Annotated in this window: 19 protein-coding genes; 10 read left to right on the top strand and 9 right to left on the bottom strand. The window is 64.6% G+C overall.

Annotated features, from left to right (window positions below; translation table 11 throughout):
* Positions 1-255: 255 nt before the first annotated feature.
* Positions 256-603 carry a DUF6481 family protein gene (locus tag ACVWYQ_RS04010; RefSeq protein WP_157284263.1) on the top strand — a complete coding sequence of 116 codons (348 nt, stop codon included), beginning with the start codon at positions 256-258 and terminating at the stop codon, positions 601-603.
* 120 nt (positions 604-723) lie between these two features.
* Here the strand turns inward: ACVWYQ_RS04010 and ACVWYQ_RS04005 are convergent, their stop codons facing one another.
* Entirely contained in the window at positions 724-969 is a 246-nt protein-coding gene (locus ACVWYQ_RS04005; protein ID WP_036027965.1) for a pentapeptide MXKDX repeat protein, read from the bottom strand.
* Positions 970-1,297: 328 nt separating this feature from the next.
* Between ACVWYQ_RS04005 and ACVWYQ_RS04000 the strand changes: the two genes are divergently transcribed.
* The 3 genes from ACVWYQ_RS04000 to ACVWYQ_RS03990 are packed head-to-tail and all read left to right on the top strand — an operon-like array spanning position 1,298 to position 4,226.
* Positions 1,298-2,320, top strand: coding sequence for a TRAP transporter substrate-binding protein (locus tag ACVWYQ_RS04000; RefSeq protein WP_128261779.1), 1,023 nt, complete (start codon positions 1,298-1,300; stop codon positions 2,318-2,320).
* The gene (locus ACVWYQ_RS03995) at positions 2,317-2,871 is read left to right on the top strand and encodes a TRAP transporter small permease (protein WP_036045576.1); all 555 of its coding nucleotides are present in this window, start codon (positions 2,317-2,319) and stop codon (positions 2,869-2,871) included. Before ACVWYQ_RS04000 ends, ACVWYQ_RS03995 begins: the two co-directional genes overlap by 4 nt.
* Complete coding sequence (locus tag ACVWYQ_RS03990) at positions 2,868-4,226, top strand: TRAP transporter large permease (protein WP_456725448.1); 1,359 nt, start codon at positions 2,868-2,870, stop codon at positions 4,224-4,226. Before ACVWYQ_RS03995 ends, ACVWYQ_RS03990 begins: the two co-directional genes overlap by 4 nt.
* Before the next feature lie 102 nt (positions 4,227-4,328).
* On the opposite strand, the gene ACVWYQ_RS03985 is transcribed toward ACVWYQ_RS03990, so the two are convergent.
* A complete protein-coding gene (locus ACVWYQ_RS03985; protein ID WP_275502057.1) occupies positions 4,329-5,012 on the bottom strand; it encodes a GntR family transcriptional regulator in 684 nt (227 codons plus the stop codon).
* 230 nt (positions 5,013-5,242) lie between these two features.
* Between ACVWYQ_RS03985 and ACVWYQ_RS03980 the strand changes: the two genes are divergently transcribed.
* From ACVWYQ_RS03980 to ACVWYQ_RS03965, 4 genes are all read left to right on the top strand, one after another.
* Positions 5,243-5,851: a TRAP transporter small permease gene (locus tag ACVWYQ_RS03980; protein WP_404546216.1), complete on the top strand. Its 609-nt coding sequence runs from the start codon at positions 5,243-5,245 to the stop codon at positions 5,849-5,851.
* Complete coding sequence (locus ACVWYQ_RS03975) at positions 5,851-7,116, top strand: TRAP transporter large permease (protein WP_404541217.1); 1,266 nt, start codon at positions 5,851-5,853, stop codon at positions 7,114-7,116. The genes ACVWYQ_RS03980 and ACVWYQ_RS03975 overlap by 1 nt, the downstream gene beginning before the upstream one ends.
* 23 nt (positions 7,117-7,139) lie before the next feature.
* Positions 7,140-8,123, top strand: a complete 984-nt coding sequence (locus ACVWYQ_RS03970; RefSeq protein WP_456725447.1) for a TRAP transporter substrate-binding protein — start codon at positions 7,140-7,142, stop codon at positions 8,121-8,123.
* A 76-nt stretch (positions 8,124-8,199) separates the two neighbouring features.
* Positions 8,200-9,126, top strand: a complete 927-nt coding sequence (locus tag ACVWYQ_RS03965) for a dihydrodipicolinate synthase family protein (protein ID WP_271540406.1) — start codon at positions 8,200-8,202, stop codon at positions 9,124-9,126.
* Positions 9,127-9,237: 111 nt separating this feature from the next.
* On the opposite strand, the gene ACVWYQ_RS03960 is transcribed toward ACVWYQ_RS03965, so the two are convergent.
* The 4 genes from ACVWYQ_RS03960 to ACVWYQ_RS03945 are packed head-to-tail and all read right to left on the bottom strand — an operon-like array spanning position 9,238 to position 14,960.
* Positions 9,238-10,149: a hydroxymethylglutaryl-CoA lyase gene (locus ACVWYQ_RS03960; protein WP_404541218.1), complete on the bottom strand. Its 912-nt coding sequence runs from the start codon at positions 10,147-10,149 to the stop codon at positions 9,238-9,240.
* Between the two features lies 1 nt (position 10,150).
* Positions 10,151-12,154, bottom strand: coding sequence for an acetyl/propionyl/methylcrotonyl-CoA carboxylase subunit alpha (locus tag ACVWYQ_RS03955; RefSeq protein WP_456725446.1), 2,004 nt, complete (start codon positions 12,152-12,154; stop codon positions 10,151-10,153).
* Between the two features lie 4 nt (positions 12,155-12,158).
* A complete protein-coding gene (locus ACVWYQ_RS03950) occupies positions 12,159-13,763 on the bottom strand; it encodes a carboxyl transferase domain-containing protein (protein ID WP_275509775.1) in 1,605 nt (534 codons plus the stop codon).
* A gap of 24 nt (positions 13,764-13,787) precedes the next feature.
* Positions 13,788-14,960: an isovaleryl-CoA dehydrogenase gene (locus ACVWYQ_RS03945; RefSeq protein WP_271540413.1), complete on the bottom strand. Its 1,173-nt coding sequence runs from the start codon at positions 14,958-14,960 to the stop codon at positions 13,788-13,790.
* A 111-nt stretch (positions 14,961-15,071) separates the two neighbouring features.
* Between ACVWYQ_RS03945 and ACVWYQ_RS03940 the strand changes: the two genes are divergently transcribed.
* Positions 15,072-16,100 (top strand): AraC family transcriptional regulator, encoded by a 1,029-nt coding sequence (locus tag ACVWYQ_RS03940; protein ID WP_456725445.1) that lies wholly within the window; start codon positions 15,072-15,074, stop codon positions 16,098-16,100.
* Positions 16,101-16,155: 55 nt separating this feature from the next.
* Here ACVWYQ_RS03940 and ACVWYQ_RS03935 read toward each other — a convergent pair whose 3' ends face one another.
* Both ACVWYQ_RS03935 and ACVWYQ_RS03930 read right to left on the bottom strand, forming a co-directional pair.
* On the bottom strand, positions 16,156-16,638 hold the full coding sequence (locus tag ACVWYQ_RS03935; protein WP_404541226.1) for an Lrp/AsnC family transcriptional regulator: 483 nt from the start codon (positions 16,636-16,638) through the stop codon (positions 16,156-16,158).
* A gap of 251 nt (positions 16,639-16,889) precedes the next feature.
* The gene (locus ACVWYQ_RS03930) at positions 16,890-17,195 is read right to left on the bottom strand and encodes an ETC complex I subunit (protein ID WP_024337795.1); all 306 of its coding nucleotides are present in this window, start codon (positions 17,193-17,195) and stop codon (positions 16,890-16,892) included.
* Between the two features lie 254 nt (positions 17,196-17,449).
* On the opposite strand from ACVWYQ_RS03930, the gene ACVWYQ_RS03925 reads away from it, so the two are divergent.
* Entirely contained in the window at positions 17,450-18,622 is a 1,173-nt protein-coding gene (locus ACVWYQ_RS03925; RefSeq protein ID WP_456725444.1) for an OpgC domain-containing protein, read from the top strand.
* A gap of 12 nt (positions 18,623-18,634) precedes the next feature.
* Here ACVWYQ_RS03925 and ACVWYQ_RS03920 read toward each other — a convergent pair whose 3' ends face one another.
* Positions 18,635-18,829: a hypothetical protein gene (locus ACVWYQ_RS03920; RefSeq protein ID WP_456725443.1), complete on the bottom strand. Its 195-nt coding sequence runs from the start codon at positions 18,827-18,829 to the stop codon at positions 18,635-18,637.
* Positions 18,830-19,065: the final 236 nt, after the last annotated feature.

Raw genomic sequence — 19,065 nt, 5'->3', positions numbered from 1 at the left:
CCGTCTCGTCGCGGGCGGACGCTAGGCGTCGCCCATGTGCTCCCTTATGAGGGAGATCACAATTCGGCAGTTTTTTCGGGCTACGAGAGATCGTCGGGGGGCGATTTTTCGTTGACCTGATCGGCTGCGATTATGGGTGGCTTCGCGACGCGCGCCGATGTACACGCTTCTGCGTCGCGTGGCGCCTGCTATGCCCAGCCGACTTACCAACAGGCACCGATGTAGGATCGAAAGCGAGGAAGACAAGGCTCGTCGATGAGTGGATTCAGGGAACCCGGCTTTGCAGACCGGCAAAAGGCGGCGCAAGACGCCCGCAAAAATCTTTTGAACAAGTTCAAGTCGCAGCCGGGGCCCGATGATCCCGCGGTGGCGGCGAAGCGCGCCGAGCGTGAGGCGCTCGCGGCCAAGCGCGCCGAGGCAAAGGCCGCGCGGGAGGCCGAAAAGGCCGAGCAGAAGCGCCTCGAGGAAGAGGCCAAGGCAGCCGAAGCTGCTCGGATCGCGCGGGAAGCCGAGGAAGCCGCCGAGAGGCAGGCTGCGATCGAGGCCGAGCAGAAGGCCAAGCGCGACGCGCGCTACGCCGCCCGCAAGGCGAAGCGCAAGTAAAGCGCGCTGGTCACGTTCAATTGAACTTGAACTGAGCCATCATTCCGGCGGCCTCAAATGCCGCCGGAATTCGAGAGGACGCGGCCCGCCCAGGGGGCGTTGCGCGATGACGACCCGGGATCAGTTCTTCTTCATCATCCCGTCGTCCTTTTTCATGCCGTCCTTCGACATGTGATCCTTCTTCATGCCGTCGTCCTTGGACATGGTGTCCTTCTTCATCATGCCGTCCTTGGACATCGTGTCCTTTTTCATCATGCCATCATCCTTGCCCATCTTGTCCTGAGCAAAGGCGGCCGGCGCAAACGCGAGGCCTAGCGAGAGAGCGGCAGCCGAGACGCCGAGCACGATGCGGGTGCGAATGGTCATGGTTCATCTTCCTTCGTGATGGTGTTTGTCAGCGACGGACGCCGCTATCCTGTCTCGACGGATAGCTGTGTGGCGTTGTTACGCTGACCATCGATAAATTTCTGCGGCCAGCCGCCCTCGTTAGTTGGCGAGCCCGCATGGATCGGAAGTGCTGCAGCGCAGCACAACCGGCACTTGCCGCGGCACTCTGTCTCGAACTATCAGATGAAAGACCATCGGATGGAGACCGGCTTGGATTGGCCCCGCGGTCGCGAAGAACCCAGTTCAAATCACCTCTGCCAAAAACACTCCGAGAAACGCCCAAAGAAACGCCCAAGGGGATTACATCATGTTCACGCGCCGCCATCTGCTCGCGACCGCCGTCGCGGCACCTGCCATTCTCCGCTTCGGCACCGGCACCGCGCAGGCCGCGACCACGCTGAAGATCTCGCATCAGTTCCCAGGCGGCACCATCGACAAGGGCGATTTCCGCGACCGGCTGTGCCGCATGTTCGCCGCCGAAGTGAGTAAGCGCAGCAATGGCGACATTGCCGCCGAGATCTATCCGAACTCCTCGCTGATCAAGACCAACGCGCAGTTCTCCGCCATGCGCAAGGGCGCGCTCGATATCAGCCTCTATCCTATGCCCTATGCCGGCGGCGAAGTGCCGGAAACCAATATCGGCCTGATGCCGGGCCTCGTGACCACCTACGACCAGGGCCTGCGCTGGAAGAAGGAACCGGTCGGCAAGGCGCTGACCGACTTCCTCGCCGACAAGGGCATCATCCTGCTCACCTGGGTCTGGCAGGCCGGCGGCGTCGCCAGCCGCTCCAAGCCGATCGTCGCTCCTGAAGACGCCAAGGGCCTCAAGGTGCGCGGCGGCTCGCGCGAGATGGACATGGTGCTGCAGACCGCCGGCGCCTCCGTGTTGTCGGTGCCGTCGAACGAGATCTACGCAGCGATGCAGACCGGCGCCTGCGATGCCGGCATCACCTCCTCGACCAGCCTGATCTCGTTCCGCCTGGAAGAGGTCGCGAAGTCGCTGACATCAGGCGCGGGCACGTCCTACTGGTTCATGCTCGAGCCCCTGATGATGTCGAAGGCGATCTTCGACAAGCTGCCGAAGAACCATCAGGACATTCTGCTCGCGGTCGGTACCGAGCTCGAAGCCTTTGGCCGCAAGGGCGCGCAGGACGACGATGTCGATGTCGCCAAGGTCTACGAGAAGGCTGGCGCAAAGGTCTCGGCGCTCGATGCCGCCACCGTCGGAAAATGGCGCGACATCGCCCGCGACACCGCGTGGAAGGACTACAGCGCCAAGACCGCGACCGCCGCAAACCTGCTCAAGCTAGCGATCGACGTCGCAGCATGAGCCACGGTCCGCTTCCGGATCGTGACGACCGGACGAGCGTTGCCGCGGGGACCGGCCCTGCGGCGGCGATCGATCGCGGTCTCGCCGTCCTCAACAGCATCATCGTCGTGTTCGCCGCGATCGCACTTGTCGCGGCCTGTGCAATCCTGAGCTACAGCGTGCTCAGCCGCGCGCTGTACAAGGCCGCGAACTATTGGCAGGACGAAGCCGCCGTGTTCCTGCTGGTCGGCGCGACCTTCATGACGGCGGCCTATGTGCAGCAGCATCGCGGTCATATCGGCATCGAGGCCTTCGTCGGCCTGCTCTCGCCATTCGCGAACCAGGTCCGGCTCTGGCTGGTCGATGCCGCCACGTTCCTGTTCTGCGCCTTCTTCACCTGGAAGTCGTGGACACTGGCGCACGAAGCCTATGTCGATGGCCAGGTCTCCAACTCGATGTGGTCGCCGCCGCTCGCCATCCCCTACTCGCTGATGGCGCTCGGGATGAGCCTGCTCTGCCTCCAGATCCTCGTGCAGCTTGCGCTGCCCTTCACCGGAGCCAAGCGGCCATGAGCGTTTTCGGCATCGGCCTCGCCTACGGCATTGTGACGCTGCTGGTGATGTTCTCGGGCATGCCCATTGCGTTCGCGCTCGGCGCGGTCGCGGTGGTGTTCATGGCCATCTTCATGCCCTCGGCCTCGCTCGATACGGTGACGCAGAACGTCTACGAGGAGATGGCCTCGATCACGCTGTTGTCGATCCCGCTCTTCATCCTGAAGGGCGCGGCGATCGGCAAGTCCCGCGCCGGCCAGGATCTCTATCTGGCGCTGCATGCCTGGCTGCACCGCGTGCCCGGCGGCCTCGGCGTTGCCAACGTGTTCGCCTGCGCGCTGTTCGCGGCGATGGCGGGGTCTTCGCCGGCAACTTGCTCGGCGATCGGCTCGGCCGGCATCCCCGAGATGCGCAAGCGCGGCTATTCCGGCGGCTTCGCCGCCGGCATCATCGCAGCGGGGGGCACGCTCGGCATCCTGCTGCCGCCCTCGATCACGATGATCCTGTTCGCGGTCGCCGCCGAGAAGTCGCTCGGCCGCCTGTTCCTCGCCGGCATCGGTCCCGGCCTGCTGTTGGTCTTCCTATTCGGCGCCTATGCCGTCGTTCGCTTCCGCCAGGAATATGCCGCCGCCGAGGTGGCTTACAAGAACGGCGGACCGGAGGCTCCGATCTTGCATCGTGACGAGTACACGCTCGCCGAACGCTTCAGCGTGCTGCCACGCGTGATCCCATTCGTGCTGCTGCTCACCGGCGTCATGGTCGCGCTCTATGGCGGCTACGCCACGCCGTCGGAGACCGCCGGCCTCGGCGGCCTCCTGGCGCTGGCGCTGATCGCTGCGATCTACAGCGTGTGGCGGCCGAGCGACCTCGCGCCAATCATGAAGTCGACGATCCGGGAATCGACCATGCTGATGATGATCATCGGCATGTCCCTGCTCTATTCCTACGTGATGAGCTATCTGCACATCTCGCAATCGGTCGCCGAATCCATCGTCGCGATGCATCTGCCGCGCTGGGAGCTGCTGTTCGCGATCCTCGTCATGGTTGTGGTGCTCGGCTTCTTCCTGCCGCCGGTCTCGATCATCCTGATGACCGCACCGATCATCCTGCCGCCGCTCCGCGCCGCCAATTTCGACATCATCTGGTTCGGCGTCGTCATGACCATCGTGATGGAGATGGGGCTGATCCACCCACCGGTCGGCCTCAACATCTTCGTCATCCGCAACGTCGCGCCCGATATTCCCCTGCGCGAGGTGATCTGGGGCACCCTGCCCTTCGTGCTCTTGATGATGCTCGCAGTGCTGCTGCTGTGCCTGGTGCCGGGGATCTCGACCTGGCTGCCGGACCTCGTGATGGGGCCGGACGGGGGCAGGTAGAAGCGATCGCCGGTCTGTAGGGTGGATTAGCCGAAGGCGTAATCCACCCTTCTGTCGCTGCGGAGACGAACAGCGGTGGGTTACGCCTTCGGCTAACCCACCCTACGACTTCTCCTTCCGCCGCGACTTCGGCGCGTTCGCCACCACCTGCAGCAGGTCCTTGCGCACGGCCTCGATGTGCCGCTCCAGGAATCGGCAGGCCTCCTCCACTTTCTGTGCGCGGCAGAGCGCGATCAGATGGGCGTGCTCCTTTTCGGCAATGCCCATCGCCTTGGTGTTGGAGAGCTGTAGCCGCGTGTAGCGGTCGCTGGTCTGCAGCAGCGACAGCACGATCGCACGCGTGCGTGGCTGCGGGGCGTGGACGTAGAGCGCCATGTGAAAGTCGGCGTTGAGCTGGCCCCACTCACTGACGTTCCTCGCCTTGATCGCCTTCTCGAAGCTCCGGTGGATGTCGTCGAGCCCGTCGAAATCCTGCGTGGTGAAGCGCGGCGCCGACTGTGCCAGCAGCCGCGGCTCCAGGATACGGCGGAGGTCGAACACGTCGTTGATCTCGTCCAACGACAGCTCCGAGACGATGGCGCCCTTCTGCGGCACGATGCGCACCAAGCCTTCCGCCTCGAGCTGGAACAGCGCCTCGCGCACCGGGATGCGGCTGACGCCATAGGCTTCGCCCAACGCGTCCTGGCGCAGCTGCGATCCGGCCGGATAGGTGCCGTCGAGGATCGCCTGGCGGAGCTGGTCGACGATCGCGGCCGACAGGGTGCGATGCTTCAGAGGCTGCTTCATCTGATCGTCCGTTGTCCTTCCCGACTCGCGCGGCCGACACGGTCCCTGTCTTGCATGTCGAGCTGCCCGGCAAAAGCCGGGCGTCACAAACCTAATGCCCAGCAAACACGCGCCCTGCCGCCCAAATGACCGCAAACTCCGTTTGACTCCCAAAATGTATAAATTATACATTTGGCAATCGCACGACAAATCTTCAGGGGGTTGGGGCCTCTTTCATGATCGAGCAGACCATGCCGGCCACGCGCGCGCTCAGCCTCCGACGCATGATCGTCCGGATGTCGAGTGCCCTGCTCGCCTGCGAGCGGCTCGCGCTGATGGGCCTGATGTACCTGCTCACCGGCCTGATCCTGGTGAACGTCGTCACCCGCTACTCGCATTTCCCGATCTACTGGATCGATGAATCCGCCGTCTATTGCGTGGTCTGGCTGACCTTCATCGGAGCATCCGCGATGACGCGGCTGCGGCTCGATTTTGCGGTGTCCATGCTGACGGAGCGACTTTCCGCTCAGCACCAGAAATTTGCAAAGGTGATCTCGACCGGCCTCGTCGTGGTGTTCGGCATCGCCCTGATCGTCACCTGCGTGCTCTGGATGGACCCGATCGGCCTCACCCGCGCCGGCTTCGACGGGCGCAAGCTCGCCGCCGAGACGTTCAATTTCCTCTACACCGAGCGCACGCAAACGCTGAACTGGCCGACCTGGGTGCTCTATCTGACGCTGCCGATCTTCGCGGTGTCGATGACCGTTCACGGCCTCGCCAATCTGCTGGAAGATCTCGAGCTGGTCCCGCGCACCGCGCCAAAAGGCTTCCAGCTCTCCGAGCTCGACGGGGTCAATTGATGATCACGTCAGCAGCCTTCATGGCGTTCATGCTGGTCGGCGTACCGATCGGCCTTTGCCTGTGCCTAGCCGGCCTTGTCTATATCGCCGCCTCAGGCAATCCCGTGCTGTTCCAGTCCTATCCGCTGCAGCTGTTCGGCGGCGTCGACAGCTACGGCCTGATCGCGATCCCGCTCTTCATCCTGATCGGCGAGATCATGAATGGAGGCGGCATCACGCGGCGCATCGTCGACATGGCGATGGCCTTCGTCGGCTCGCTCAAGGGCGGGCTCGCCTACGTCAACATCCTCGCCAACATGTTCATCTCGTCCATCCTGGGATCGGCGACCGCGCAGGTCGCGATCATGGCGCAGATCATGGTCCCCGAGATGGAGAAGAAGGGCTACGACAAGACCTTCGCGGCCGGCCTCACCGCCTATGGCGGCATGCTCGGCCCGATCATCCCACCCTCGGTGATGTTCGTGGTCTACAGCGTGCTGGCGCAGGTCTCGGTCAGCGACATGCTGATCGCCGGCATCGTCCCGGGCGTCATCCTCACCGTGATGTTCTGCCTCGTCATCGCGCTGATGGGCTACATCTACAGCTATCCGCGCGCCGACCATCAGACGCCGCGCCAGCGCGTGATGACGATCCTGCGGACCTCGCCGACGCTGCTGATCCCGATCGTCATCGTAGGCAGCATCCTCGGCGGCCTCGCCAACGCCACGGAATCGGCGGCCGTCGGCGCGGTGGCCGCGGCCCTGGTCGGAAAGTTCTGGACCAAGGAATTCGAGTTCTCGCAGCTGCCGCAGATGATGCTGCGCAGCGCGATCTATTCGGCGATCGTGCTGTTTCTGGTGGCGGCCGCCGCGGTGTTCTCCTGGGTGCTGATCTTCGGCAAGGTGCCGCAGGAGACCGCCGCCTGGATCCAGACCGTCGCCAAGGATCCGGTCAGCTTCATGCTGATCTGCAACGTCATCCTGCTGCTGATCGGCACGGTGATCGACGGCATTCCCGGCCTGATCATGACGGTGCCGATCCTGCTGCCGGTCGCAACCGAGATCTATCACATCGACCCCCGGCAATTCGGCGTGGTCGTGGTGATCAACCTCGTGCTCGGCCTGTTGTCGCCGCCGGTCGGGCTTTGCTTCTTCGTCGCGGCCGCCGTTACCGGCGCCAAGCCCGGCAGGATGTTCATGGTGACGCTGCCCTTCTTCGTCATCGCCTGCATCCTCCTGGTGCTGCTCTCGCTCTATCCCTCGCTCTCGCTGATCCTCGTCAAATAGACCCATCCGAAAGGAGCCCGACCATGCCGCTTTCCCGCCGCCGCTTTCTCGCCGCCAGTGCCGCCGCCTCGGTGTTCGCCCCGTCGCTGGCGCTCGCCCAGGCCAAGGAATTTCGCCTCGGCCTGATCACGCCGAACGGCCATTCCTGGAACAAGGCCGCGCTCAAATTCGGCGACGAGCTCAAGGCCGCCACCAACGGCCGCCTGACCCTGACCGTCTTCCACGCCGGCCAGCTCGGCAACGAGACCGCGATGATGCAGCAATTGCAGTCCGGCGCGCTCGACATGGGCTTCATCCAGGCCGCCGAGCTCGGCTCGCGCGTGCCGCACATCGCCGCGATCAACGCGCCCTACATCGTGCGCTCGACGCCGGCGGTGGCGAAGTTCGTGCGGCATCCGGCGGCAGTGAAGCTGTTCGATGTGCTGCCGCAGGAGACCGGCACGATCGGGCTCGGCTGGGGCATCACCGGAATGCGCGCGGTGTTCTCCTCCAAGGACCTGAATTCGCTCGCCGACATCAAGGGCATGAAGCTGCGCATCAACCCGACCCCGGTCTATCGCGATTTCTATTCCTCGCTCGGCGCGGCGCCGACGCCGATCCCGACGCCGCAAGTGTTCGACGCCATGGCCAACGGCCAGGTCGATGGCCTCGAGGCCGATCTCGAATTCTCCTGGAACCAGCGTTTCGACAAGGTGTCGAAGGTGATCCTGCAAATGAACGCCGTCTTCATGCCGATGGCCGCGGTCGTCTCCGGCCGCGTCTGGCAATCGCTGCCCGCCGCCGATCGCGAGCTGATCACGAAAACGATCAAGACGACGCTGGACGCGCAGATCGACGAGCTCGCCGGCAACGAGCCCACGCTGATCCAGAACTTCAAGAACGCGCCGATCCCGATCCGCCAGGTCGACGCCAAGGATACCGAGGCCGTGATTGCCGAGTTCGACAAGATCTGGCTGCCCAAGGCCCCCGTTCTCGCCGAGCTGCGCAAGGTCGGCGCGACGCTCTGACCCTCATCCATCCTCTTCACGTCAATGCCCGGCGGATCGAACGATCCGCCGGCACAATTCCAATCGGAGCCAAACAATGAGCCCACGCATCTCCTGGGAAGGCGTCTTCCCGGCCGTCACCACCCAATTCCACGACGATCTCTCGCTCGACATCGACGCAACCGCCAAGGTGATGGACGGATTGATCCGCGACGGCGTCTCCGGCCTGATCGTCTGCGGCTCGGTCGGCGAGAACACCTCGCTGGAGCGCAAGGAGAAGGTCGCGATCATGGAAGCGGCGAAGTCGGTCGCGAAGGGCCGCGTGCCCGTGCTGTGCGGCATCGCCGAATTCACCACCGCCTTTGCGGTGGAGACCGCGAAGGAAGCCGCGCGCGTCGGCATCGACGGCGTGATGGTGATGCCGGCGCTGGTCTATTCGTCCAAGCCGCACGAGACCGCCGCGCATTTCCGCGCGGTTGCCAGCGCTACCGACCTGCCGGTGATGCTCTACAACAACCCGCCGATCTACAAGAACGACGTTACGCCAGACATCCTCGCCTCGCTCGCCGACGTCGAGACCGTGGTCTGCTTCAAGGATTCCTCGGGCGATACGCGCCGGTTCATCGACACCCGCAACATGGTCGGCGACCGGTTTGTGCTGTTCGCAGGTCTCGACGACGTCATCGTCGAGAGCGTCGCCATGGGCGCCGTCGGCTGGGTCTCCGGCATGTCCAACGCCTTCCCGCGCGAGGGCGAGACGCTGTTCCGCCTCGCCAAGGCTGGACGCTTCGCCGAGGCGATGCCGCTCTACGAATGGTTCATGCCGCTCCTGCACCTCGATGCCCGCCCGGACCTCGTCCAGTGCATCAAGCTGTGCGAGCACATCATGGGCCGCGGCACCGCCCTGACCCGCCCGCCCCGCCTCGCACTGCTGCCGCATGAAAAGGCAGAGGTCGAGGCCATGATGGCGAAGGCGCTCAAGAACCGGCCGCGTCTGCCGGATGTCGGGCTGAAGGCGGCTTGAAGGCACGCTTTGTAGGGTGGGCAAAGCGCAGCGTGCCCACCTTCTGCCAATGATTGCGAAAGATGGTGGGCACGGCGCAATGCGCCTTTGCCCACCCTACCAGATCTGGTGCTACGAATCCGCCCGCTTCTTCTTCGCGTTTAGCGCGGACGCCACGCGGCTCACGGGCGGCTTGCCGAGCACGACGCTCATCGCGTTCGTCGCCGCCAGCAGCTTCTCCATATCGACACCTGTCGTGATCCCCATGCCTTCGAGCATGTAGACGACGTCTTCCGTTGCGACGTTCCCCGTCGCGCCCGGCGCATAGGGGCAGCCGCCGAGCCCGCCGGCGGCGGCGTCGATGACGCGGACGCCCTCCTCCAATCCGGCATAGAGGTTGGCGAGCGCCTGGCCGTAAGTGTCGTGGAAATGCATCGCGAGCCTGGCTGCGGGAATGTTGGCGGCAACCGCGCGCAGCATCTCTCTGGCCTTGGCTGGCGTGCCGACACCGATGGTGTCGCCGAGCGAGATCTCGTAGCAGCCGAGCTCGAACAGCGTGCTCGCGAGATCGGCGACAGCCTTCGGCTTGATCTCGCCATCGAACGGACAGCCCAGCACGCAGGAGATATAGCCGCGCACATTGATACCATCGTCCCTGGCGCGTGCCAGCACCGGCCTGAACCGCTCGATGGACTCCGCAATCGTGCAGTTGATGTTCGCCCGGGAAAACCCCTCGGAGGCCGCCGCGAACACGGAGACCACTTTGGCGCCCGCGGCACGCGCGGCCTCGTAGCCTTTCTCGTTCGGCACCAGCACGTGAAATTCGGCGCCCTTCACATGCGCGATGCCGCGCAGCACGGCGTCCGAGCTAGCCATCTGCGGGATGGCCTTGGGCGAGACGAAGGCGCCGACCTCGACCGTGTCGAGACCGGCCCCGACCAGCGCCTCGATGAAGGCGATGCGGGCCTCGACGCTGACGGGGGTCTTCTCGTTCTGGAGGCCGTCGCGCGGCCCCATTTCGATGATGCGGACAGGATCGCTCATCTCATTCCCCTGAAGCTTCGACCATCGCGAGCTCGACGCCCTCCTGCACGATGTCGCCGACCTTGCACTTGATGGACTTCAGCACGCCGGCATAGGGCGCGCGTAGCGTCTGCTCCATCTTCATCACTTCGAGCGTGAGAATCGGCGCGCCCTTCTCCAGCTTGGCCCCCTCCTCGGCCAGCACGGCAACCACCGTGCCGGGCAAGGGCGCTGCGATCTTGTCCTCGCCGACATGCTCCTCGCTCTCGCCTCCGAACGGATCGACCCAATGCAGGTCGAAGCGGCCGTTGCGCGTGCGCAGGTACAGCTCATGGCCATCGATGACCGCTGCCACCGACGATTTGACGCCGTCGAGCGTCAGATCGAAGCCGCCATCCCTCGCTGCGATCGTGAACGCCAGCTCGCGCTCGCCGACGACCAGCGTCGACGGTCCCCTGCCGTAGTTCAGAATGATCTTCTGCTCCGGACCATGGCCGACGCGGAAGGCAAAGCTGCGCTGGCGGCGACCCACCGGCTGCCAGCCGAAGGTCTGCCAGGGCGAACTCGTCTCGGCCTGCGCGGCCTGCTGTTCCTCGTTGACGATTGCGGCGACTGCGGCGCAGAGCTCGAGCTCTCCGGGTGCCGGCGCCGCTTCGGTCAGCACGGCCAGCTCGCGCTCGATGAAGCCGGTGTCGATCGCATTCGCCCGCACCTTCGGATGCGTCATCAGCGCCGACAGGAACGGGATGTTGGTGACGATGCCGCGGACGTCTGTCTCTTCCAGCCCGCGATTCAGCCGCTCGATCGCGACGTCCCGCGTCGGCGCCCAGGCGATCACCTTGGCGAGCATGGCGTCATAATACGGCGAGACCGTATCGCCCTCGCGATAGCCGGCGTCGATGCGCAGGCCGCCCGTCTCGGCCGGCAGCCGCCTGGTCGAGATCCTGCCGACCGACGGCATGAAGTTCTTGGTCGGGTTCTCTGCGTAGACGCGCGCCTCGACCGCGTGACCGTTGAGCTTGATCTCGTCTTGCTTGAGTGGCAGCGCCTCGCCGAAGGCAACGCGCAGCTGCCACTCGACGAGGTCGATGCCCGTGATCAGCTCGGTCACGGGATGCTCGACCTGCAGGCGCGTGTTCATCTCGATGAAGAACACGTCCTTGCCGTCGGAGACGAACTCGATGGTGCCGGCACCGACATAGTTCACCGCGCCCGCCGCTTTTCGCGCGGCGGCGCAGACGGTTTCGCGCTGGGCAGCGTTCAGTGTCGGCGACGGCGCCTCCTCGATCACCTTCTGGTGCCGGCGCTGCAAGGTGCATTCGCGCTCGAACAGCGAGAGCAGATTGCCATGGCTATCGCCGATGATCTGCACCTCGATATGCCTGGGATTATCGACATACCTTTCGATCAGCATGCGGTCGTCGCCGAAGGCGGCCTTGGCCTCACGCTTGGCGCTGACGATCGCCGGCGCCAACTCGTCGGCTGAGCGCACGATGCGCATGCCGCGGCCGCCGCCGCCGGCGGAGGCCTTCACCAGCAGGGGGAAGCCGATCTTGTCCGCTGCTTTCGAAAGCGTTGCGTCGTCCTGGGCCTCGCCGTGATAGCCGGGCACCAAGGGCACGCCGGCTTTCTCCATCAGCTCTTTCGAGCCGGATTTCGAGCCCATTGCCGTCATCATCCCGGCGGTCGGCCCGACGAAGACGAGGCCGGCGTCATAACACGCCTGCGCGAACTCGGCATTCTCGGACAGGAAGCCGTAGCCGGGATGCACGGCCTCCGCGCCGGTCTTGTGTGCGGCCTCGATCAAACGCTCGATGTTGAGATAGCTGTCGCGGGCACGCGCGGGCCCCAGCAGCACGGCTTCGTCCGCGAGCGCGACATGCATCGCCTCGCGATCGGCCTCGGAATAGACCGCGACCGTGCGCAGGCCCATGGCTCGGGCGGTGCGGATGACGCGGCAGGCGATCTCGCCGCGGTTGGCGATCAGGAGCGTGCGAAAACGCCGGTAGAGCTTTGAGCGGTCCATCGCATCACATCCTGAACAGGCCGAACTTCGTCGGTTCGATCGGCGCATTCGATGCCGCCGAGAGGCCAAGGCCGAGCACGAGACGCGTGTCGGCCGGATCGATCACGCCGTCGTCCCACAGCCGCGCGGTCGCGTAGTACGGGTGGCCCTGGCTCTCATATTGCGCGCGAATGGGCTCGCGGAACTTGTCTTCCTCTTCCCTGGACCAGCTCTCGCCCTTGGCCTCGATATTGTCGCGGCGAACCTGGCTCAGCACCATCGAGGCCTGCTCGCCGCCCATCACCGAGATGCGCGCGTTCGGCCACATCCACAGGAAGCGCGGCGCGTAGGCGCGCCCGCACATGCCGTAATTGCCGGCGCCGTAGGAGCCGCCGATCACCACGGTGAATTTCGGCACCGACGCCGTCGCGACCGCCGTCACCAGCTTGGCGCCGTCGCGCGCGATGCCGCCCGCCTCGTACTTCTTGCCGACCATGAAGCCGGTGATGTTCTGTAAGAAAACAAGCGGAATGCCGCGCTGGCAGCACAGCTCGATGAAATGCGCGCCCTTCAGCGAGCTCTCGCTGAACAGGATGCCGTTATTGGCGATGATGCCGACCGGATAGCCCCAGATATGGGCGAAGCCGCACACCAGCGTCGTGCCATAGAGTTTCTTGAACTCGTCGAACTCCGAGCCGTCGACGATGCGCGCGATGATGTCGCGCACGTCGAACGGCTTGCGGCCGTCGACCGGCACCACGCCGTAGATTTCCTCCGCCGGAAACAGCGGATCGCGTGGCACATGCATGTTCAGGTTCGGCCGCACCGACGGCTTGAGCGTGCCGACGATACGCCGGGCGATGCCGATCGCATGCGCATCGTTCTGGGCATAGTGATCGGTCACGCCGGACTGCCGCGAATGCACGTCGGCGCCGCCGAGCTCCTCCGCACTGACGACCTCGCCGGTCGCGGCCTTCACCAGCGGCGGGCCGCCGAGGAAGATGGTACCTTGGTTGCGCACGATGATGCTCTCGTCCGACATTGCCGGCACATAGGCGCCGCCAGCGGTGCAGGAGCCCATCACGATCGCGATCTGCGGAATGCCCTGCGACGACATCTGCGCCTGATTGTAGAAGATGCGGCCGAAGTGCCGCTCGTCCGGAAAAATCTCGTCCTGCAGCGGCAGGAAGGCGCCGCCGGAATCCACCATGTAGACGCAAGGCAGATTGTTCTGCCGCGCAATGTCCTGCGCGCGCAGATGCTTCTTCACCGTCATCGGGTAATAGGTGCCGCCCTTGATGGTGGCATCGTTGGCGACGATCACGCATTCGCGGCCCGAGATGCGCCCCACCCCCGTGACGACGCTCGCCGAATGCACGTCGCCGCCATACAGGCCATAGGCCGCGAGCGGCGACAGCTCCAGGAACGAGGTGCCGGGATCGACCAGGAGGTCGACGCGCTCGCGTGCCAGCATCTTGCCGCGCGCGGTGTGGCGGTTGCGCGAAGCCTCGCCCCCACCGCCGGCGACCAGGCTGAGCTTTTCGCGCAAGTCCGCGACGAGACCGCGCATGGCCTCGGAATTGCGCGCAAAATCTGATGACGACGGATCGATGCTGGAATGGAGCGGCATGGTGATTCCAATGAGGTGAAGGACTTAAGCCGTCTCGGCCATCAGTTCGCGGCCGATCAGCATGCGCCGAACTTCGGAGGTGCCGGCGCCGATCTCGTAGAGCTTGGCATCGCGCCACAAGCGCCCGACCGGGAATTCGGAGGTATAGCCAACCCCGCCCAGCGCCTGGATCGCTTCGCCCGCCATCCACGTTGCCTTCTCCGCGGAATAGAGGATCGCAGCAGCCGCGTCCTTGCGCAAGGTGCGCGCGTGATCGGCGCGGTCGCAGGCGCGGCCCACCGCATAGACATAGGCGCGCGTGGCTTGCCAGGTCGAATACATGTCGGCGAGCTTACCCTGCATCAGCTGGAAGTCGCCGATCGGCTGGCCGAACTGCTTGCGCTCGTGCATGTAGGGCACCACCGCGTCCATGCAGGCCGCCATGATGCCGAGCGGGCCGCCCGAGAGCACGGCGCGCTCATAATCGAGGCCGGACATCAGCACCTTGACGCCCTCGCCGACCTTGCCCATCACATTCTCCTCCGGCACCTCGCAATCATCGAAGAACAGCGGATAGGTGTTGGAGCCGCGCATGCCAAGCTTGTCGAGATGCTGGCCGTGCGTGAAGCCCTTAAAACCCTTCTCGATCAGGAACGCGGTCATGCCGCGCGGGCCGGCCTCCGGATCGGTCTTGGCGTAGACCACCAGCACGTCGGCATCGCCGCCATTGGTGATCCACATCTTGGAGCCGTTGAGCACGTAGCGGTCGCCGCGCTTGTCGGCGCGCAGCTTCATCGAGACCACGTCGGAGCCGGCGCCCGGCTCGGACATCGCGAGCGCACCGACATATTCGCCTGAGATCAGCTTCGGCAGATAGCGCTGCCGCTGCGCGTCATTGCCGTTGCGGCGGATCTGGTTGACGCACAGATTGGAATGGGCGCCGTAGGACAGGGCCACGGCCGCCGAACCGCGCGAGATTTCCTCCATGGCGACGATATGGGCGAGATAGCCCATATTGGAGCCGCCATATTGCTCCGGCGCGGTCATGCCGAGCAGGCCGAGGTCGCCGAAGCGCTTCCAGAGGTCTGCGGGGAAAAGATTGGCTTTTTCGATCTCGGCGGCACGCGGGGTGATCTCCGCCTCCACGAACGAACGAACGGTGTCGCGCAGCAGGCTGATGTCTTCGCCCAGATCGAAATCGATGCTCGGGATGTTCAAGGCGAGTCCTCCCTATTTTGGGCTCCGAACCTAGCCCGGTCCCGGCCCTCTTGCAGTCGAAAAGGTTGCATTTTCCGCCAAACTTGGCGAGGATTTCCGAAAGGAATTCCGATGCCTTTTCAAGCCGCCACCGCGATTCCGCGCCGCGCCGTCACGCCCGCCGCCTTCGTCCGCGGCGTGGTGGCCGCGTACGAGCATTACGGCCGCGATCCCGCCGAGGCCTTGAGCCGGGGTCAGGTCGCGCCGGAGCTTGTGAATTCTCCTGATGGGCGTGTGACCGCGGCCCAGTTCGAGGCGCTGGCGGGCCATGCCATGCGCGAGCTCGATGACGAGGCGCTTGGCTGGTTCTCGCGCCGGCTGCCATGGGGCACCTACGGCATGCTGTGCCGGGCCTCGATCACCGCACCGACGCTGGAGGTCGCGCTCAAGCGCTGGTGCCGGCATCACCGCCTGGTCACGGAGGATGTGCTGCTCGATCTCGAGGTCGGCGAAGAGACCGCCGTCGTGTCGATCCGTCAGCTCCGTGACCTCGGGCCGTTCCGCGAGTTCTGCCTCGTCACACTGTTCCGCTACGTGCTCGGCTTCTCATGCTGGGCTGTCGACTCCCAGATCGCGCTCCGCGCGGCTGAGTTTCCTTACTCCGAGCCCGGCCACGTCTCGGTCTATCCGACCATCTTTTGCCGGAGCCTCCGCTTTGACGCGGACCGCGCGGCCATCGTCTTCGACAAGCACTATCTTTCGCTGCCGCTGACGCGCAGCGCAGCCGATCTCGACAACATGCTCAAGGGCGCGCTCCGGCTCACCGTGCTGCCCTACCGGCGCGACCGCCTGCTGGTCGAGCGCGTCCGCCGCGTGCTGCGAGAAGCGCGCGGACGGGTCCTCGGCGCCGAGGACGTCGCGCGCGAGCTCGCGCTTTCCACCCGCACGATGCATCGCCGCCTGCGCGAGGAGTCCACCTCGCTGCGCGATCTCAAGGAGGAGGCGAAATTCGAGCTCGCCAAACAGGAGCTGATGCGCGGCCGCACGCCGATCAAGCGCATCGCCGAAATCGCCGGCTTCCGCAACGAGAAGAGCTTTTCGCGGGCCTTTCGAACCTGGACCGGCACCTCCCCGCGCGAGTTTCGGGGGCGGTATCGCTGAGGCGCTTCGCTGAAGTTCAGATCGGTTTCCGCTGGGATATTCGCAGCCCTACCGGCTATGCCGCCGCGACCTCGTGCAACGGCAGCGGTACGTCCTTGGCGACGCCGAGCACGGGGAAGCTGCGGACGTTCTTCACATTGGGCATCGCGGCGAAGTGCAGGAGCTGCTGGCGCATGCTCTCGACACTCGGGGCCACGCATTTGAGCAGATAGTCGGTGTCGCCGGAAATCCGCCAGCATTGCTGGATGCGCGGGATCGCGGCGATCGAGCTCTCGAACGCCTCCAGCACCGGCTGGGCCTGACTGCCGAGCTGGATCGACACGAACGACACCACCTCATAGCCGAGCAGCCGCTCGTCGATCACGGCGCGCACCGCCCGGATCACGCCGCGGCTGAACAGCGATTTCAGCCGCCGCAGGCAGTTCGGCGCGGACACGCCGACCCGCAGCGCCAGCTCGTTGTTGCGAACCCGCCCGTCCTGCTGCAGCTCGGATAGGATTTTCAGATCGACGCCGTCGAGCTGGTCACGCCCCGCCATCCCCCACCTCGTCCTGGTCGTGTCATGCGGGCAGCGAAGCACGGGGCGGAATTGGTGCCAAGGGTTCTCAGGCGCGGGCGACCAGCCGCTCCCTTCGTCATGGCCGGGCTCGTCCCGGCCATCCACGTTCTTCGTCTACCGCCAAAAACGTGGATGCCCGGGCCTTCGCCTCGCCGAAGCGGCTTCGGCCGCGCAGGCGGGACAAGCCCGGGCATGACGGCACTTTCGATGCTTCGGGTGAGAATGGCCCCTCAATGCGTCCAGGGCTCGCCGCGGCGGAACGAGAAATTGTCGGCATAGGCGACCGGCCGGCGGATCGACTCCTTGGGCTCGATCACCTGATAGGCGATGCCCTTGCGCTCGCAATAGGCGATCGCCTCTTCCTTGCTGTGGAAGCGCAGCGTAATTTGCTGCTTCATGTCGGCCGACGACGTCCAGCCCATCAGCGGCTCGACCGAGCGCGGCTGCTCCGGCTCGTAATCGAGCTGCCATTCCCTGGTCTTGGACCGGCCGGATTGCATCGCGTTTTTGGCGGGCTTGAAAATGCGTGCGGTCATGACTGGTCCGGGCCTCTTGATCTTTCCGTTCGATTTCGATGCGTCACGGTGGCAGTTGGTGGAAATCTCGGGGATAGTATAGAGAAGCCGGTTGGGAACTGATCCTGATTCCGGCCCCGGCAACCCTCGCCAACGGTATAGTCATTATGCTGCACCGTGACAATTGCGTACCCGCGTCTCATCCTGGGACCCCTTTTGGCGGCCCGGTTTTCATCGATCTCCGCGCTTCTGTCCTCTCTGAAAGCTCCCGACGCATGGCCTTCCTGAACGTCAGCGCCACGCTTCCCGACAAGGGTCGCGACCTCCGGCTCGACCTGTTTCGCGGTGTCGCGAACTGGGCGATCTTTCTCGACCATATCCCCGACAATGTCGTGAACTGGATCACGACCCGCAACTACGGCTTTTCCGACGCGGCCGACCTGTTCGTCTTCATCTCCGGCTACACCGCCTCCTTCGTCTATGCGCGGATGATGCTGGACCGCGGCTTCATCGTCGGTGCCACCCGGCTGACCAAGCGGGTCTGGCAGCTCTATGTCGCTCACATCATCCTGTTCGTGATCTACATCGCCTCGATTAGCTATCTCGCGCTGCGCTTCGGCGATTCCGAGATGATCAACGAGTTCAACGTCGCCGGCCTCGTCGACAACGCCACCGAGACGCTGCGCCAGGGCCTGTTCCTGCGCTTCAAGCCGCTCAACCTCGACGTGTTGCCGCTCTACATCGTGCTGATGGGCCTGTTTCCGCCCGTGCTCTGGTTCATGCTGCGCAAGCCCGATTTGACGATGATCCTGTCGATCGTGCTGTGGCTCGTCGCGCGCCATAACGGCTGGAACCTGACCGCCTATCCGGCCGGCCAGTGGTACTTCAACCCCTATTGCTGGCAGGTGCTGTTCGTGTTCGGCGCCTGGTGCTCCATGGGCGGTGCGCGGCGCTCGATGGCGCTGATCAACTCGCCTGTTACGCTGTGGGTCTGCCTCGCTTATCTCCTGTTCGCGCTGGTCATGACCATGGCCGGCCGTTTCCCCACCTTCGGCGGCATGTTCCCGGAATGGCTGTTCTCGGCCTTCAACCCCAATGACAAGACCAACCTCGCGCCGTATCGCTTCCTCCACTTCGTGGTGATCGTGATCCTGGTGATCCGCTTCGTGCCGAAGGAGTGGCCCGGGCTGGAGTGGAAGGTGTTCGACCCCTTGATCGTCTGCGGCCAGCAGTCGCTCGCCGTGTTCTGCGTCGGCGTGTTCCTGTCCTTCGTCGGTCATTTCGAGCTGTCGATGAGCTCGGGGTCGCTGCTCGCGCAGATCTTCGTCAGTGTCGCCGGCATCGCGATCATGACGACCGTGGCTTATTACATCTCGTGGTCGAAGAAGCAGGACAAGCCGCTGAAGCCGCCGCCGGCCAAGCCGGCTGCGGAAGCGAAGGCGGCCTGAGAGAGGCGGCAGTTAAGCCGCCTCTTCGCCGTCGAACTCGGTGAACTTCTTGTAGATCCAGTCGCGGCCGTCGTGGCGACGCCAGACCTTGCCGAGCACGAACTGCCCGTTGATGGAGCGGCGCGGCACGATCACCGTCCAGAGGTGCCAGATCTCGGTCCAGTTTGACTGCGGACCGATGGCCCCGATGTTGCGGTCAATAGCCATGGCAGAACTCGCTGGCGCAGAACTTAGGCTGATCCGCGCGCCGCGACGAACAGTCATCTGTGGTGGCACAGAGTGGACAGCCCATCGCGAGCCGGGACCGACCTGATAGCAGCCAGCCAAACGGCCGCAACAGCCGCTCGCCCTTAACCTTGCCGATCAACCTTACTTCTTGGGATGGAGCGGCGCGTTTGGTTGAAAGCTTGCGCCGGTTTTTCTAGAATGCCCGTGATTTGAGG

Source organism: Bradyrhizobium sp. USDA 3397 (assembly GCF_054060965.1).
Note: the sequence above shows the minus strand (reverse complement) of the source record. Positions and strands in the feature narration are given on the sequence as shown.